Source organism: Streptomyces sp. JLBT605, from assembly GCF_058215555.1.
The window spans coordinates 5,834,143-5,849,478 of the sequence record NZ_CM177087.1 but is presented as its reverse complement, the minus strand read 5'-3'; the positions used below and the strand labels follow the sequence as shown (position 1 = coordinate 5,849,478).

The 15,336-nt window shown below is 70.1% G+C and carries 17 protein-coding genes; 10 read left to right on the top strand and 7 right to left on the bottom strand.

What is annotated here, in order from left to right:
- Positions 1-89: 89 nt before the first annotated feature.
- Complete coding sequence (locus tag AC4BDD_RS25765; RefSeq protein ID WP_490687833.1) at positions 90-983, top strand: methyltransferase domain-containing protein; 894 nt, start codon at positions 90-92, stop codon at positions 981-983.
- A 327-nt stretch (positions 984-1,310) separates the two neighbouring features.
- On the opposite strand, the gene AC4BDD_RS25760 is transcribed toward AC4BDD_RS25765, so the two are convergent.
- A complete protein-coding gene (locus AC4BDD_RS25760; RefSeq protein ID WP_376729081.1) occupies positions 1,311-1,388 on the bottom strand; it encodes a 50S ribosomal protein bL37 in 78 nt (25 codons plus the stop codon).
- A 14-nt stretch (positions 1,389-1,402) separates the two neighbouring features.
- Positions 1,403-2,212, bottom strand: coding sequence for an SDR family NAD(P)-dependent oxidoreductase (locus AC4BDD_RS25755; protein ID WP_490687832.1), 810 nt, complete (start codon positions 2,210-2,212; stop codon positions 1,403-1,405).
- A gap of 760 nt (positions 2,213-2,972) precedes the next feature.
- On the opposite strand from AC4BDD_RS25755, the gene AC4BDD_RS25750 reads away from it, so the two are divergent.
- Entirely contained in the window at positions 2,973-3,374 is a 402-nt protein-coding gene (locus AC4BDD_RS25750; protein WP_490691935.1) for a DUF4396 domain-containing protein, read from the top strand.
- 217 nt (positions 3,375-3,591) lie between these two features.
- Positions 3,592-3,837, top strand: a complete 246-nt coding sequence (locus AC4BDD_RS25745; RefSeq protein WP_490687831.1) for a hypothetical protein — start codon at positions 3,592-3,594, stop codon at positions 3,835-3,837.
- A gap of 297 nt (positions 3,838-4,134) precedes the next feature.
- Here AC4BDD_RS25745 and AC4BDD_RS25740 read toward each other — a convergent pair whose 3' ends face one another.
- Positions 4,135-4,743 carry a TetR/AcrR family transcriptional regulator gene (locus AC4BDD_RS25740; protein ID WP_490687830.1) on the bottom strand — a complete coding sequence of 203 codons (609 nt, stop codon included), beginning with the start codon at positions 4,741-4,743 and terminating at the stop codon, positions 4,135-4,137.
- A 153-nt stretch (positions 4,744-4,896) separates the two neighbouring features.
- On the opposite strand from AC4BDD_RS25740, the gene AC4BDD_RS25735 reads away from it, so the two are divergent.
- Positions 4,897-6,387: a DHA2 family efflux MFS transporter permease subunit gene (locus AC4BDD_RS25735; protein WP_490687829.1), complete on the top strand. Its 1,491-nt coding sequence runs from the start codon at positions 4,897-4,899 to the stop codon at positions 6,385-6,387.
- A gap of 164 nt (positions 6,388-6,551) precedes the next feature.
- A complete protein-coding gene (locus tag AC4BDD_RS25730; RefSeq protein WP_490687828.1) occupies positions 6,552-6,857 on the top strand; it encodes a putative quinol monooxygenase in 306 nt (101 codons plus the stop codon).
- A 130-nt stretch (positions 6,858-6,987) separates the two neighbouring features.
- Here the strand turns inward: AC4BDD_RS25730 and AC4BDD_RS25725 are convergent, their stop codons facing one another.
- Positions 6,988-7,629, bottom strand: a complete 642-nt coding sequence (locus AC4BDD_RS25725; protein WP_490687827.1) for a hypothetical protein — start codon at positions 7,627-7,629, stop codon at positions 6,988-6,990.
- A 355-nt stretch (positions 7,630-7,984) separates the two neighbouring features.
- Between AC4BDD_RS25725 and AC4BDD_RS25720 the strand changes: the two genes are divergently transcribed.
- The gene (locus AC4BDD_RS25720) at positions 7,985-8,419 is read left to right on the top strand and encodes a hypothetical protein (protein WP_490687826.1); all 435 of its coding nucleotides are present in this window, start codon (positions 7,985-7,987) and stop codon (positions 8,417-8,419) included.
- Positions 8,420-8,552: 133 nt separating this feature from the next.
- Here AC4BDD_RS25720 and AC4BDD_RS25715 read toward each other — a convergent pair whose 3' ends face one another.
- From AC4BDD_RS25715 to AC4BDD_RS25705, 3 genes are all read right to left on the bottom strand, one after another.
- Positions 8,553-10,082 carry a PstS family phosphate ABC transporter substrate-binding protein gene (locus AC4BDD_RS25715; protein WP_490687825.1) on the bottom strand — a complete coding sequence of 510 codons (1,530 nt, stop codon included), beginning with the start codon at positions 10,080-10,082 and terminating at the stop codon, positions 8,553-8,555.
- 329 nt (positions 10,083-10,411) lie between these two features.
- Positions 10,412-11,767: an MFS transporter gene (locus AC4BDD_RS25710; protein WP_490687824.1), complete on the bottom strand. Its 1,356-nt coding sequence runs from the start codon at positions 11,765-11,767 to the stop codon at positions 10,412-10,414.
- A 336-nt stretch (positions 11,768-12,103) separates the two neighbouring features.
- Positions 12,104-12,607: an ArsI/CadI family heavy metal resistance metalloenzyme gene (locus AC4BDD_RS25705; protein WP_490687823.1), complete on the bottom strand. Its 504-nt coding sequence runs from the start codon at positions 12,605-12,607 to the stop codon at positions 12,104-12,106.
- Positions 12,608-12,697: 90 nt separating this feature from the next.
- Here AC4BDD_RS25705 and AC4BDD_RS25700 point away from each other — a divergent pair, with 90 nt between their 5' ends.
- From AC4BDD_RS25700 to AC4BDD_RS25685, 4 genes are all read left to right on the top strand, one after another.
- Complete coding sequence (locus AC4BDD_RS25700; RefSeq protein WP_490687822.1) at positions 12,698-13,078, top strand: ArsR/SmtB family transcription factor; 381 nt, start codon at positions 12,698-12,700, stop codon at positions 13,076-13,078.
- On the top strand, positions 13,075-13,260 hold the full coding sequence (locus tag AC4BDD_RS25695) for a hypothetical protein (RefSeq protein ID WP_490687821.1): 186 nt from the start codon (positions 13,075-13,077) through the stop codon (positions 13,258-13,260). The genes AC4BDD_RS25700 and AC4BDD_RS25695 overlap by 4 nt, the downstream gene beginning before the upstream one ends.
- The gene (locus AC4BDD_RS25690; protein ID WP_490687820.1) at positions 13,260-13,679 is read left to right on the top strand and encodes an arsenate reductase ArsC; all 420 of its coding nucleotides are present in this window, start codon (positions 13,260-13,262) and stop codon (positions 13,677-13,679) included. The genes AC4BDD_RS25695 and AC4BDD_RS25690 overlap by 1 nt, the downstream gene beginning before the upstream one ends.
- A 223-nt stretch (positions 13,680-13,902) precedes the next feature.
- Positions 13,903-15,225: a DUF6236 family protein gene (locus AC4BDD_RS25685; RefSeq protein ID WP_490687819.1), complete on the top strand. Its 1,323-nt coding sequence runs from the start codon at positions 13,903-13,905 to the stop codon at positions 15,223-15,225.
- Positions 15,226-15,336: the final 111 nt, after the last annotated feature.

The following is a 15,336-nucleotide window of genomic DNA, read 5'->3' as shown; positions in this document are numbered from 1 at the left end:
CGATCAACCCTGGTTTTCTTGCCGGGCTGTGAGACATCCCTCTCCCGTCATCGTGGCGCTGGTGGCCTGGGAAGGTTGACCATGTGGTCATGACCTCCTCGCCCCGCCCGCCGCACGTCAGTGGCCGGCCGGATCCGATAGGCGGGACTACCGCGCTCGGTGGAGAGTCCGCTCCCGCCCGCGGTTACCTGCTGGACAACGCGCGCGCCGAGGCGGGCGAGCGATTCGTTTGGCTGGCCGAGCTGTTCGACGGTGTGACGCGCGGGCACTTCGATCGGCTGGGTGTCAGGGCCGGCTCGCGCTGCTGGGAAGTGGGGGCCGGCGGCCCCGGTATCCCGGAGGCGCTCGCGGCGGCCGTCGGCCCGACCGGGCACGTGCTGGCCACGGACATCGACCCGTCGTGGCTGGAGGCAGGCGACGGGTACGAGGTGCGCCGGCACGACGTCGCCGCCGATCCGCCCCCGGAGCCGGGGACGTTCGATCTGGTGCACGCCCGGCTCGTGCTGGTCCATGTACCCGACCGGGCTCGCGCGTTGGCCACGATGGCGGCAGCGCTACGGCCCGGCGGCTGGCTGCTGATCGAGGACGCCGATACCGCTCTGCAGCCACTGGCATGCCTGGACGACAGCGGCCCTGCGCAGCGGCGGGCCAACCGGCTGCGCGACGCGATCCGGGAGCTGCTGGTGCGCCGCGGCGCGGACCTGCGCTACGGCCGGACACTGCCGCGGGCATTGCGTGAGGCCGGCTTGGTAGATGTCGCGGCGGCGGGCTCTTTCCCGGTCGGCGGGCTGGCCTGCGACCGGCTGGAGGCGGCGACCATCCGGCACGTGCGCGGCGAGCTGCTCGCGGCCGGCCTGGCCGACGACGCCGAGATCGACGCGCACCTGGCCGCCATCCACTCGGGCAAACTCGACCTGACACTCGCGCCGCTGATCTCGGCCTGGGGACGCCGTCCAGCCGAGCACTCTCCGGCACTCGGTTAGGGAGTGTCCGACGGGTCTCCGCGGCGTCGCGACGCCTCGGACACCCCCTAGGTGCCGATCCGGGCGTTGTCCGACCGGCACTCTCCGCAAGGCCCGGCGGTCGCCTCGCGAGCCGCCGCCCCGACGCACCACGATGACCGGTGACCGTACTCGGCAGCGACGCAAGCCCCGGTCGACGATGCCCCTGACTCCCCGCCAAGTAGCAAGACACTGCCGATCTCGCGCATCACCCAACGACATCGGGTAGATCGGCCACAGCCGGTGCTGGGAGCGGACGGGCAGGCCCGGGGCAGTTCCGGTCCAGGTGCGGACCACCCCGGGCCTGGGTCAGCGCTGGCCGGCCTTGCTGCCGTGGTTGGCCTTCTTCTTGCGGCGGGCTTTCTTCTTGCGGGCGCGCTTTGACACGTCCGGGTGTCCTTTCAGGCGGAGTGGCCGACGAGCAGGGAGGCGAGCTTGTCGAGGCGCTTGACGGTGCGCTCCTCGGTGGCGGCCGGGGCGGGGTCGACGCGCTGGTCACGGTCGTAGTAGGCGCCGTTGACGATCTCCGTCGCGGGGTCGCACAGCCGCACGACGTGCGCGGCGCCCTCCGCCGGGGTGGTCCCCTCGTGGGCGTAGAGCGGGAGCAGAGCGGTGTCGCAGATGCCGGGGTGGACGGAGACGGCGGTGACCCGGGGGTCGGCCGCGAACACCGTCAGGGCCAGCTGCGACTGGGCGTAGGCGGCGAGCCGGGAGTAGCGGCGGGCCCGGTTGGGGTCGCTCCACTGGATGGAGGCGGTGCGGTGCAGCGAGGAGGAGACGTTGACGACCCGGCCGCCCGGGTCGCTGGTGAGGGCGGGTTCCAGCAGGGATGTCAGCAGGTAGTGCGCCAGGAAGTTCACCTGGAAGGCGATCTCGTTGCCGTCGGCGGTGACGGTGTGCCGCTCGGGGGCGGCGATGGCGGCGTTGTTGACCAGCACGTCCAGGTGCGGGTGGTCCGCCACGACCTGCCGGGCCAGTCGCTCGACCTCCTCCAGGTGGGTGAAGTCGGCGGCGAGCGGCCGCAAACGGGCGGTGTCGATGCCGGCGGTGGCGATCAGCGCGTCGGTGGCGGCCCGCGCCTCCTCAAAGGTGCGGCCGTGCACGAGCACGGTGGCGCCGCGCTCGGCCAGTCGGCGCGCGGTCTCCCAGCCGATACCGGCAGTGGCGCCGGTGATCAGCACGGTACGTCCGGACAGGGATGCGGAAGGCATGTCGATTCCTCGAAACGGGCACGGCCGGGCAGCCCCAAAAGTGCCCGCCGTGCGAAGGAGAGTGGGTGTGTGTGCGTACGGGGCGTTCAGAAAGCCGGTCGTACAGCGATGGTCACGGCCGCCGCCGGACGGCTGTGGTGGGACGGTGCGTCAGCGCACCGGAAGGTGAGCAGCGCGCCAGGCCGGCGGCACCGGATTCGGTGGCCGGTCGTCATGGCGCAGACCGCTGTTCACATCCGCCATCCAACTGGCCCGAGTTCGGGGCCTCAAGACGGTCAGGCGTACCTTGACACCCCTCTGATGCGCGGTGGAGCGGTGCCGACCTTCGCCCCGGCGCCAGCCCGACGCCGCCCGATCTGACAGCAACCGCGCTCGACGCCGCCGGCCGGTCGGCCCGATGCCCGTGCGAATCAAGCCTTGCCATATACCCCCCGGGGGTATAACTTTCTTGTCGTGGGCAGCAGCCCAACCAGCCGAAGAGACGGGGACTTTCGCCATGGAGCAGACCAGCCACCACCACCCGGCAGCCGCGCACACCGGCCACCACGACACCCACGGCACCAGCCATGGCGAGCACGGCGGCAGTCACGGCGGCCACCATGTCCACACCGGCCACCATGACCACGCCGACCACGCGGGGCACGGCCCGCACGCAGGCCACGGTCAGCACCATCACGGCAGACACGGCCATCACAGCGCCGGGCACCATGGCCACACCGGCCACGGCGGATCCTCCTGGCGCACCGCCGCGCAGGCGACCCTGCACTGCCTCACCGGCTGCGCCATCGGCGAGATCCTGGGCATGATCATCGGCACCGGACTCGGCCTCGCCGCCGGAGCCACCGTCACCCTCTCCGTCGCCCTCGCCTTCTTCTTCGGCTACGCACTCACCATGCGCGGCGTACTGAAGGCCGGACTCCCCGCGCGCCAGGCACTGAAGGTCGCGCTGGCCGCCGACACCATCTCCATCCTCGTCATGGAGATCATCGACAACACCGCCATGGTCACCATCCCCGGAGCCATGGACGCCGGCCTCGCCGACATCCTCTTCTGGGGCGCCCTCGCCGCCTCGCTCGTGCTCGCCTTCCTCGTGACCGTCCCCGTCAACCGCTGGCTCATAGCCCGCGGCAAGGGCCACGCCGTCGTCCACGCCTACCACTGACCGGCCAGCCACAGACCGCGCCTGCGGCCGCACCGGGACCCCGTCACCCCGGAGCGGCCCCAGGCGTCTTCGCGCGGGCTGCGGCCGTTGCCGCCACCCGCCTCTGGCTCCGCTCATGGCTCGCCGGATAGGCCATGGGATCCTCCCCCCTGGGGGCCTGTCTCGGAGCCGGTCGCCGACACGAGCCGGGAGAAGTGGCGGCACGGCCACTCACAAGGTGGTCTGGGCACCGGTCGAGGTCCTCGACGCGGCGGAGGAGCTCTTCGGCGAGGATCTGATGCCGCCGGAATGGCCGCCGGGCGGCGAGGTCCGTCTGAACGGCGCCGTGTACCGCCCGGTGATGCTCACGCCCCGCATGTTCGCCCCGCCGGACGGCAGCTGGGGGCCGGTATGGGCGGCGATGCGCGAACTGGCGGTCGTGTACGGGGACGAGAGCGTCCGCTTGGTGGTCTGGTTCGGCTGAGCCGTACGAGATCATCGAGGGCGATGTCGGCGCGGACCTGGCCGTTCTCACCGAGCTGGCCGCCGAGGGGGCCCTCACCGTCGAGATCGGCTGGCGAGGATCCTGGGACCGCTTCGCCGAGGCGGCCGAGGCGCTTCGCGGACGTCGGATCTCCGGAAAAGCGGTCCTGGAGGTGGCATCCGGTGAGCCGCACGCCCCGGCACGCAGCCCTAGGGGTGTCCGGTGAGCCGCCATGACAACGCCGCGAAGGGCCCGTCGGACGCCCCCTGGACCAGGAGGTGTCCGCCGCAGGGGAGGTCAGCAGGTGGGGGTCAGCGCCCGCCAGGCGTCCGCCGCGACCTCCTCCGCGGACAGTTCCTCTCGGCCGAGCAGCCAATGGCTCAGCAGGCCGAGGAACGCCCCGGCGGCGCGGTGCGCGCACAGCGCGATCTGCTCCGCGTCCCGGGCGCCCGGCCCTCCGCCCGAGGCCAGCTGGTCCGCCACCCGCTCGGCGACCAGCTGCCGCAGCCGGTTGATGAAGCGGGCCGACCCACATGGCCCCAGCATCCGCCGGTAGAGCACGATCTCCGCTTCCACATGGCGGAGGACGTCGAGGAACGCGGGTGGCATGGCGGCGGGTGGCCGCGCGATCGGGCAGCGGGCCACCAGCTCGACCAGGCTGGTCAACTCGCCGTCCATGGCGTCCAGCAGGAGCTCGTCGCGGTCCCGGTAGTGCTGGTAGACCGTCGCCCGATTGATCCTGGCCCGCTCGGCCACCTGCGCGATGGTGATGCCGTCCGGCTCACGCTCGGCGGCGAGTTCCAGCGTGGCGGCCCGCAGCAGGGCACGGGTCCGGAGCACCCGGGGGTCGACGCGCTTCGCCCCGGCGTCCGCTGCCGCTTCCACACCTGTCGTCGCCTTGGGCATCCACCCAGCCTACTCCGCCGGACGCCGGGGGCAGGACTGCCCCGTTTCCGCTGGCCGAGACGGCGACAGCCGCTCTTATTCAACACATGTTGCTTATCCAACATCTGTCGTGCAATGGTGTGCCACCGACCGATGGACCAAGGAGGAGCACCGGTGGCGAAAGCAGTGCGGAGTGCCCGCAGAGCAGCCTCGACCGACCCCGACCCCGACCGCGTCACCCCGGAGTTGTGGTGGCTCGGCGCGATCATGGCCTTAGGTGGCTTCGCAAGCCTGCTCGACGCCACCATCGTCAATGTGGCCGTCGGGCCACTCACCGAGACCTTCGGATCCGAACTCGCCGCCATGCAGTGGGTGGTGACGGGTTATCTGCTCGCCATCACCGCGACGCTGCCACTCAGCGGCTGGGCCACGGCACGCTTCGGGGCCAAGCAGACGATCCTCTTCTCGCAGACGGCGTTCCTGCTCGGCTCGCTGCTCGCCGGTCTGGCCTGGTCGGCGCCGAGCCTGATCGTGTTCCGGGTGATCCAGGGCATCGGGGGCGGGCTGGCCGTGCCGGTGGGGCAGGCGCTTCTGGCGCAGGCCGCCGGGCCACGCCGACTCGGCCGGCTGATGTCCGTGGTCACCGTCCCGGCACTCTTCGCGCCGCTTGTCGGCCCCTCGCTGGGCGGGGTCCTGGTCGATCACCTCGGCTGGCGATGGATCTTCTTGATCAATGTGCCGCTCTGCCTGGCGACCATCGCCCTGGTCATGGCGAAGGTGCGGAACGCGGTCACGCCATCCGCCGCCGCCAGGCTCGACGGGGTAGGGCTGGGGCTGCTGGTCCCCGGCCTGACCGGCGTGGTCTACGGCCTGTCCGAGGCCGGCTCGGCCGGCGGGTTCGGCGGCGGGCGGACGCTGTGCGGCCTGCTCGCCGGCACCGCGCTGCTCACCGCCTTCGCGGTGCGCGCCCTGCTCGGCCGCCGGAAGGACCTGCTCGATCTGCGCCTCTTCGGCAACCGCGACTTCCGGCACGGCACCCTGGCGAACATCGCGCTGAGCGGCGCGATGTACGGCGTACTGATCCCGCTGCCGCTCTACTACCAGGTGGTGCGCGGCATGAGCGTGCTCTCCTCGGCGCTGCTGCTGCTTCCGCAGAGCCTGGGCTATCTGGCGGCGAGCGTGCTGGTGAACCGGCTCACCGCGGCGCTCGGCGTACGGTGGCTGACCGTACTGGGCGTCCTGCTCGCCATGCTCGGCACCCTGCCGTACGCCCTGCTCACCGAGGATCCGGACCAACTGCTGCTCAGCGCGGCGCTGGTGGTGCGGGGGTTCGGCCTCGGCGCCGCGATGACCCCCACCATGACGGTCGCCTTCGGCAGCGTGCCGGCGGCCGAAGCGCCCGGCGCCACCAGCTCGTTCAACGTCTTCCAGCGCGTGGCCGCATCCCTGGGTACGGCGGTGCTCACGGTCATCCTGCAGAACCGGGTGCGGGCCCGCCTGCCCGCGGACGCGCCGAGCCTCACCGATGTGGCACCCGGCAGCGCCGCCGCCCGCGGACTGGCGGCCTCCTTCGGGGCGCCGTTCTGGTGGGCGCTGGGCTTCACCGCCCTCGCCCTGCTGCCCGCGCTGGTGCTGCCCGGGCGGACTGCCAAGCCGCGCGGGTGAGGGCGTAGTCGACTTCGCCGTGCTCGGCGCCCGCCCCTCCCGGTGGGTCCGCCACGTCGACGCGCCAGCACCGCCCTCGTGATGGGCGGTCGGAACTATCGTTCGATCCTCAAGGCCGAGCACGGATAGGGTAAAAGTTTCCGCCCAACCCCAGGAGGAACTGCATGCCCATCGTCGTTGCGACGATCAAGACCAAGCCCGGCCGACGCGATGAGGTTCTGAACGCGTTCGAGAAGCACACCCCGGCCGTTCACGCCGAGAACGGCTGCCAGCTGTATGCCGTCCACGCCGGAGTGGACCGGGTCGTGGTGGTGGAGAAGTGGGCCGACCAGGCCAGCCTGGATGCTCACAGCCAAGGTCAGGCCCTCGGCGCTATTGCCGCCGCGCTCACCGATGCACTCGCCGAGCCCCTCGATATCGCTGTCATGGAAGCTCTCCCGATCGGAGACACCACGAAGGGCCTGCTCTAACGCGTCGTCCGGATCGCTGATGAGCGTGAACAGGGCGCCCTCGGACGGGTCGTCGACGTGGCCGCCGTCGCTCGCCGAGCGGCTGGGGTGCCTGGTCGATGCCCCCTGGGGAGGGGGCATCCCGCCCACCTCAGTGCCGACCAACGACATCCGACGGCTGTGCCCGGTGCTGGGCGCTCCTCAGCCGGTCGACCTGCCTCTTGACAAGGGTGAGGGGGAACTCCGCCTTCCGGCCCACGTTCAGCTCTTCGAAGCTCGCTGTGGTGTTGCCGGCCCGGACGAAGACATGGTGCTCGTCCCGTATTCCACCTCCGTCCGGCATCGGCGTGATCAGGTGAAAACTGAGGGCTTCGTCTCCCACGCCCGGGGGCTTCTCCGGCGTGATCTCAGCTTTGAACTTCCCGACCGGTCCGACCCCGGTGAAAGACTTGCAGGTCTTGAGTGAATCCTGGAGTTGGCGAAATGCCTCCTGCGCCTTCGTGCCCTCGTACGAAGCGAGCGTGGAACCGCCCCCCATGATGTTCTCCTTCCAGTTGAAGGTCTGGAGCACGACGGCGGAGGCGGTCTCCGCGCCGAGCACGTCGAGAACCCTCTGACAGGAGGCATCGGAGACTGGCGGGAAGGTCCGTTGCTCACTCTTCGGAACCGGATCCTGCACAGGCACGTCGTGGGCCTGCGGCACCTCGTCGTCCTTGAAGGCGAGGGCCTTCAGTTGTTCTGCGGTCAGCGAGGGTCTGGAGACTCTCGGAGGTGTTGCCGTCGTCGGAGACACCGATGAGCGGTTCCCCTCCGCGCCAGAACAGCCGGAAATGGCAAGTGCTCCAGAAACCATTGCCACACTTGTCGATATCCACCGTTTTGCCAGCATAACCATAGGTTCCCCCTGGGCTGTTCGCGAGAGACAGGCAGACGCTAGCCGCTGCAACCGGCGCTGATCGAGTGGGAATGCCGTTGAGCAGGAAATGTCCGCCATGGGTGGACAGCGCGGCCAGCCCGCGGTCAGTCTCCGGGCCTCCAGGGCGGGGTCCCGCCGCTGGCAGCTTCACCCGTACAGACCACTCCGCGTTTGACAGGCTTCGGGCGGATGACAGGGTGGTGTGCGGGGGCAGACGGTTGGGAGGCTCGCCATGACATCCGGTCCAGCACGGCGTTCCGCGGCGCGGCAACTTCCGCTCAGGCTTTCGGTCGGCTCGTTCTTCCTCAATTCCGGACTCGCGAAACGGCGCGCGGACCAGGCCACCGCCGAGGGGCTGCAGCAGTTCGCCACCACCGCCTACCCCTTCCTGGGCAGGCTCGACGCCGAGCGGTTCGTCCGACTGCTGTCCACCGGGGAGCTCGCCATCGCCGCCGCGCTGCTCCTGCCGGTCGTCCCTGCCACTGTCGCCGGGGCCGCGCTGACAGCGTTCTCCGTCGGCACCCTCGGGCTCTACCTGCGATCACCGGGCATGCGCCACGAAGGCAGCCTGCGCCCCACCGAACAAGGACTCCCACTCGCCAAGGACGTCTGGATGCTGGGCATCGGTCTCTCCCTTGTCATCGAGGGCGGATACGAACACCGCTGATCGAGGCGCCGCGGGAGCTGCCGCGCCCACGACGAGACGATTCGACACGGACGCACGTCCTCCTCCGACCCCGACACGTCGCCTCGACCGGATCCGGCGAGAACAAGGGCCTCCGGCACGTCATACCTCGCGCTCAGGCGGGGTGGCACAGCTGGGGGTTCTGCAGCTCCGCGCAGGGGCGCTGGCCGTGTGAGCGGATGATGTCCTGGCCGACCTCGTTGGTGAGATAGCGCAGGAAGCTGGCCGCCAGGGAGTCGGCCTGCGGTTCGCCGTAGGTGTAGCCGTACTCGGTCTCCCAGTACGGATACGGGCCCCGGTCCGCCGCGGCGAGGTCCGCCCGGCGGCCGTCGATGCGCACCAGGCGCAGATCACCCCCGTACTGGGAGGCGGTCCGGACCTCGCTGTAGCCGAGGGCTCCGGGGGTCTGGGAGACGGTGTCCAGGACCTCGCCGGTGGAGCCGCGTTCGCAGCGCAGCGCGCGGCCGGTGGACCGGGGGACGCGGGACGTGCAGTCGCGGGAGGTGACGTTCGGCTCGGGCACCCCGCGCAGCACCTGGTCTTCCAGGACTCTGCGGGTGCCGGAGTTGGAATATCTGCTGACCAGTCGTACGGGCAGGTCGGCTCCCCCGACCTGCTTCCAGTTCCGGATCTCTCCCGCGTAGATCCGCTCGATCTGCTCCCTGGTGAGATCCTGGACTTCCGCTTCCTCGTTGATGACGAGGGTGAACAGCGCGAAGGCCACCGGGCGCGGTAGCAACTGGGGGTAGCCGTCCTCTTTTTTCCCGTCGGAGAAGGCGAGCATGTCCGGGTGCCCGGACGTGTCCTTCCGCCCGGCGGTGTGCAGGTCGCGGATGCCCTCCTTGCTCCCGGTGTTCCTGATGTCGATCTCGGCTCCGGGGCAGGTCTTCCGGTAGGTGTCCGCCGCCTTCTTCAGCATCGGCTTGAGGGCGGTGGACCCGACGATGGTGAGGCGGCCCGTGGCACAGTCGAGCGGCGCGCCCACGCCCTCATCGTCCGAGACGAAGTAGAGCGCGACGATGATGGTGACCAGGGAGGCGATGATGCCCACAGCGGCCCGGGGTAGGCCCGACCGGTACTTCGTCAGCTGTATACGGCCGCCCTTGATGTCACCCTCGACGACGGCGTCCGGCTTCTCTTCGGTGCGGTTGCTGTTGTCACCGTCAGGCTCCGTCTCGTCCAGGAGGACGAGCGCCTTGTAGTACTGGGTCCGGTTGAGTGGCACCTTGGGCAGCTTGAGCAGCTCCCGGTCGCGCTCGTCGGTCCTGCGCTCGGCCCCGTTCAGATCGGTGAGGCCGCGGGTCGAGTGCCGCAGCCCGGGATCGCTCACCCCGGACGTGTACGCGTGCACGACCCGGCGCTTGGGGAACCGTATCCGCAAGCCGACCGGGTCGTCGCCGGCCACCGCGTAGTCGCTCTCGTCGATGTTGACCGACCCGTTGTTCTCGATCCGGATCAGGACCAGCGAGGGCTTCCGCAGCCCCGCCGAATAACCCGAGAACTCCCCGTCGAAGGCAGGCGTGTCCATCTGCACGCGATAGCCGAGGCGCTTGCGGCCGACGAGGGCGAACTCGTAGAAGGCGGCGGTGACCGGGACCACCACACCGAGGACGGTGAGCGTGATGTCCCATGGGAAGAGGTCCATGGCTGCTACCCCCGTGTGCGAACCGATGAACAGGGTGACCAAAGGTATGGGCGGGACTCCCCCGGTGGGCGCCCAAGTCACGGCTTGTCGGCGGAAGTTCATCGACTGTTGCCGCACGGTTCCACGGCGTTCGGCTGCCCCTGCGCGCCACCGCCAGGCGAAACCGCGCCAGGCCGCCGACAGCGACGCGGAGTGGCGGATCGATGGGTGCCTGCCCAGCCGAGTGCGAACGACATCATTTTCGCGGTTGGCGGCCGACCGCGCTCGATCCAGCCTCCCATCGAGTTACCCACGACGGTGACATCAGCCAGGTCGAGTTGAAGGACATCTCATTGGGCAGCCGGCGAGCCGTGGGAGAGGCTCGCGGTGGCCTCTGCGGCTGCCGCGGCGCGGGTCCGCTCCGCCCATCGCACCGCGTAGGGCATCGCCAGCCCCGTGAGCAGGAAGACACCGCCCAGTGCCAGCCAGCCGGGGACGCCTCCGGTGATGCAGAACAAGGCCAGGATCGACGGGGCCAGGGAGCTCGCCACGCCGACGCCGGTGGCATGCAGCCCGGAGTACTGGCCCTGTGCATGGCCGGGCGCCAGTCCGAAGCCCAGCTCGAATGAGGCCGCCGTGTGCCACAGCTCGCCGATGGTGTGCACGATGACGCCGGCGACGATCATCGCGGTGGCGAGCCGGCCCGGCATGCCCGCGGCGGCCGCGATGGCCGCCATGCCGAGGAGGAACGCGACCCCGGAACGGACTGCGAACCGCCCCGCCGAGGTGTTGTCGACGACCCCCCGGCTCGCCCGCACCTGGAACGCCACCACCATCAGTGTGTTGACCACCGCGCTCGCCCCGACCAGCCACTGGGGCGCCGCACTGTGTCCGACGATCCACAGCGGCAGTGCGAACACCAGAACGTGCCCCTGAAGCGACAGGACCGCGTCCAGCACGGTCACGACCATGTACGGGCGGTCCTTGAGCACGACCCACCGGCCGGGAGGGGACGCCGTGGAGGCGGCCGCGGGCCCGGGCTCACGCACCGGCGACAGGTGCGGCAGCCGGGTCACGACGGCCGCGCAGAGCAGGAAGCTCACGGCGTTGGCCAGCACGAGTGCGACGTACGCGCCTCGCGTGTCCACCTGCACCGCCACACCGGCCATGAGCGCGCCGCACGCCCCGGCCAGATTGCCCACGGCCCGCAGGTAGGACCGGTACTTCGTGGGGTTCGGCCCCCCGAAGCCGCGCGTCAGCGGTCCCCGGGCCGCGGCCCCGGCCGAGGCTGCCAGCTGGGTGAGAGAGATGATCAGGACGAACGCCCCGAACGAGTGCACCAGTACCAGCGCCGCCATCGCCACCGCCTGCACGCACTGGATGACCAGATAGGTCTCCCGCGGCCCGCGCCGGTCGGCCACCCGCCCCGCCGGCACCCCCGCCACCAGGCCCACCACGGCTGCCACCCCCATGCCCAGGCCGACCTGCGTCACCGACAGCCCGACCGAGCGCGTGAAGAACAGCGCGGCGCCGGTCATGAAAAGACCGTTGCCCACCATGCTGATGAACGTTGCCAGCGCCAGCGTCCGCCGCGGTCCGCGCTCGGGCAGCAGCCCCCGCGTCACCGGCCACGACTGCCGAGGCTTCGCCAGTGACCGCGCCGATGTGTCGGCCGCCGTGTCCTCGCCCGTCCTGACGGTTTGCATACGTACTGGATCCCCTCTCCTGCAGGCCGCCTGGCCGCCTGGCCGCCTGGCCGCCTGGCCGCCTGGCCGCCTGGCCGCCTGGCCGCCTGGCCGCCCAGGGACTATGCATGAGGTCCGACCTGCCGTGATAGCCATCCTGACCTGGCGAAATATCACATCGTCAGAAGGGAACAGGGAGTCGCCCGCAGGCGTTATGCCGGGTAGTGGATCACCGGCCCCCCTGCGCGAGCGGCCGATGAACCAACCACCCCCGCACACCAACGACATCACGGTCGACGGCACGGGCCTGCTCTGCGTCACCCGGTGCCGGTCAGCTCCCACCGCGATCGGGCGGTGTCAGCTGGTGCAGGCGCAGCCGGCGGCGGCCTTGGCCTCGGCCGGCGTCTGGTCCGGGTCGATGGCCTGCTCGCCGGGGGTGCAGCAGGCGGTGGTGCCGCAGCAGGCGGCCGGGGCGTCGGCTTTCTGAAGCGTGTCGGCGTCCGCCTTGACCACGTACACCTCCCAGGGCTCCTTGCCGGGGCCGGTGACCCAGACCTTGTCCTGGCGGGCGTAGCAGCAGGTGGTGTCGTTCTCCTCGAAGGTGGCCAGCCCGGCCTCTTTCAGTCGGGTGGTGGCGGCGGTGACCTCCTCGGTGGAGGCGACCTCGATGCCGAGGTGGTCCAGGCGGGTGTCCTCGCCCGCCTCGCCTTCGATGAGGACGAGCTTGAGCGGGGGCTCGGTGAGGGCGAAGTTGGCGTAGCCCTCGCGGCGCTTGGCGGGCTCGGCGCCGAAGAGCTTGGAGTAGAAGGCGATCGAGCCTTGCAGGTCGGCGACGCGCAGGGCGAGCTGGACGCGGGACATGGCGGGCTCCCATCCGGGGACGCTGCTGTATCGATATCTGTCGATACAGTTGAGCTTGCCACCGGATTCGACACCCGTCAACATAGAGGCATGTCGAAACAAGGTGGCTTGCCGGTACTCGGCCAGGACGACGCGGCGTGCTGTGCGCCGATGGTCCGCGAGCCGCTGGGTGAAGAGGACGCGGTCGAGCTGTCGCGGATGTTCAAGGCGCTGTCGGACCCCGTCCGGCTGCGACTGCTGTCGCTGATCGCCTCGCACGAGGGCGGCGAAGCGTGCGTATGCGACCTCATCGGCCCCTTCGACGTCTCCCAGCCGACCATCTCGCACCATCTGAAGGTGCTCCGGGAGGCCGGCCTGGTCGGCTCCGAGCGGCGCGGGACGTGGGTGTACTACTGGGTGCTGCCCCCGGCCCTGGCGAAGCTGTCCGCCCTGCTCCAGACCCCCGCCACGACGGCAAAGGCCACAGCGTGAGCGCCACCGTGCCACTGGCGCGGCGGACAGCGGCGGAGGCCATCGGCACAGCCGCACTGGTCGCCGTGGTCGCCGTCTGCTTCGGCCGCCCGGCCCCTGCCGCCATGAGCGAGCCCATCTCACTCGACGAGTCGCGGGCCGCCGCCCCCGCCCGCCCCGCTGAAGAGAGCGCCCTGACCTGATGAGCACTTCCACCGTCCCCTCAGTGCTGTTCGTCTGCGTCCACAACGCCGGCCGCTCCCAGATGGGCGCCGCCTTCCTCACCCACCTCGGCGGCGACAGCGTGCGAGTCCGCTCGGCCGGCTCCGCCCCCGCCGACGCCGTGAACCCGGCCGTGGTCGAAGCCATGGCCGAGGTCGGCATCGACATCTCCGCCCAGACCCCGAAGATCCTCACCACCGAGGCGGTGCAGTCCTCGGACGTGGTGATCACCATGGGGTGCGGGGACGCCTGCCCGGTCTTCCCCGGCAAGCGGTACCTGGACTGGAAGCTGGACGACCCCGCCGGGCAGGGCGTCGCCGCTGTTCGCCCGATCCGCGACGAGATCGAGCGGCGCATCCGCGGCCTGCTCACCGAACTCGGCGTCGAAGCCCGCGCATGACCGCCGCGAGCGCCACCGCGATGCGGCCCGAGCATGCCGCCCAGCTCCTGGCGATCTACCAGCTGGACATCGACGAAGGTAGGAACACAGCCCGCTGATGACCGTGTGATCCCCGGGCCATCGGCTTCATTCCCCGCCGGTCTCGTCGCGGAGTCGGGTGATGGTCTTGTCGTGGTAGCCGAGAGCCTCCGCGACGACGGGGGCGTGGGTGCAGTCATCTTCCATGGGCATCGGCCCAGAGGTCATCGTGTTCTTCGTGAATGACGTTGCCTTGTACTTCCCGCACGCCAACCTCCCCAGCGACACCTGGGTCAAGGCTGCGGCCTTGCACTGGCCACGGCTCGGGCGGATCGTCCCGAAGGGCTACAACAGTCTCCGAGACTCCGACGTCGTCAAACGCCTCCGCGACGAGCTCAACTTCGTCGTGGACGTATCGCCCCCCTGGGCCAGTCAGTCGTGGGTGGACGAGGACGTCTTGCCCCGCAGCCCCGCTTGGAACCCGGCAGGCATCGAGGAGCAGGTCAGCGCGCTGTTCTACGACTTCCTCGATCGCTACCAGGATGAGTTGATACCCCGGTACGGCACTGACGCGCTCGGCGTCGCGCCACTGGATACCGATGCCGTCTACGACGAGCCCCCTCCGCTCGGTCCCCGGCTGGCGAAGGTGCATAACGCCAAGATGTCCCACCGACTGGCATACCGGCTGGCAGAAGCCGGATTACTGGTATCAAGGAGCTACCAGCGGCGCGACTTCAGGGGCCGGGTCCTTCCTGCGTGGGACCTGGCGATGCACCGGCGCTTGGCCGATGTCTACCTGGCGGTCCTCGCACACGTGATCGCTCGGGAGAACCACCTGACCCCGGTGACTGATCAGCCCGTACTCTGTGCCGCCACCTCGGGTTGGACGATCGAAGCCCTGGCACAGATTCTCCTCGCCGACGAGACGGCGATGGTGAGGGAGGACCCGACGGACTACAGCCATGCGTTCATGGTGCTGGCCATGGAGACCGTCCTCCCCCGAGATCTGGCCGAGATCCCGGTTGAGCGGATCATCGAAGCCAGACGCAGACTGCTGCCCGAGATGATGTGCTATCGCGAGTACCTTGAGGCACTCGCACCGAAACTCATCGAGATCGGCGGGATTCCCAATCCCGAAGTGAGGGAAGCCAAGCTGGACCTCTTGGTGCAGGGAGCAATCGTGGGGCCCATCTTGACCATGGAACAGGAACTTGGCCGATTGGGCTTCCAGCCGGTCCGGACCGTCCTGACCATGCAGACGCTGGTACCGCCCGCGGCGCTGGGGTTCCTCGCCCACGCGGTAGACGCGCCGCCCCTCGCGACGAGCGCGGCCATGGCCGCCGGGTGTTTCGTCGGGGCTGCCAGAGGAGCGCTCGACCAGAGGAGACAGGTCCTCGCAGGACACCCCACCGGCTACCTGTTGAACCTGCGGCAGGAACTGAACCCCTGCGACAGCGTCGCACAGATCCGCAGCGCCATTCGGCGGGCCACGATCAAGCGACGCCGAGATATCCGGCGACGACGCTGACCCTTCGGAGACGAACTGCCTGCCGAGCCGACCGCAGCGCTGGCGGTTCGGGATGGTGACGGTCGGCATCTGTGCCTACGAAGGGCACGCGAGATGGGCACGTCGCCGGCG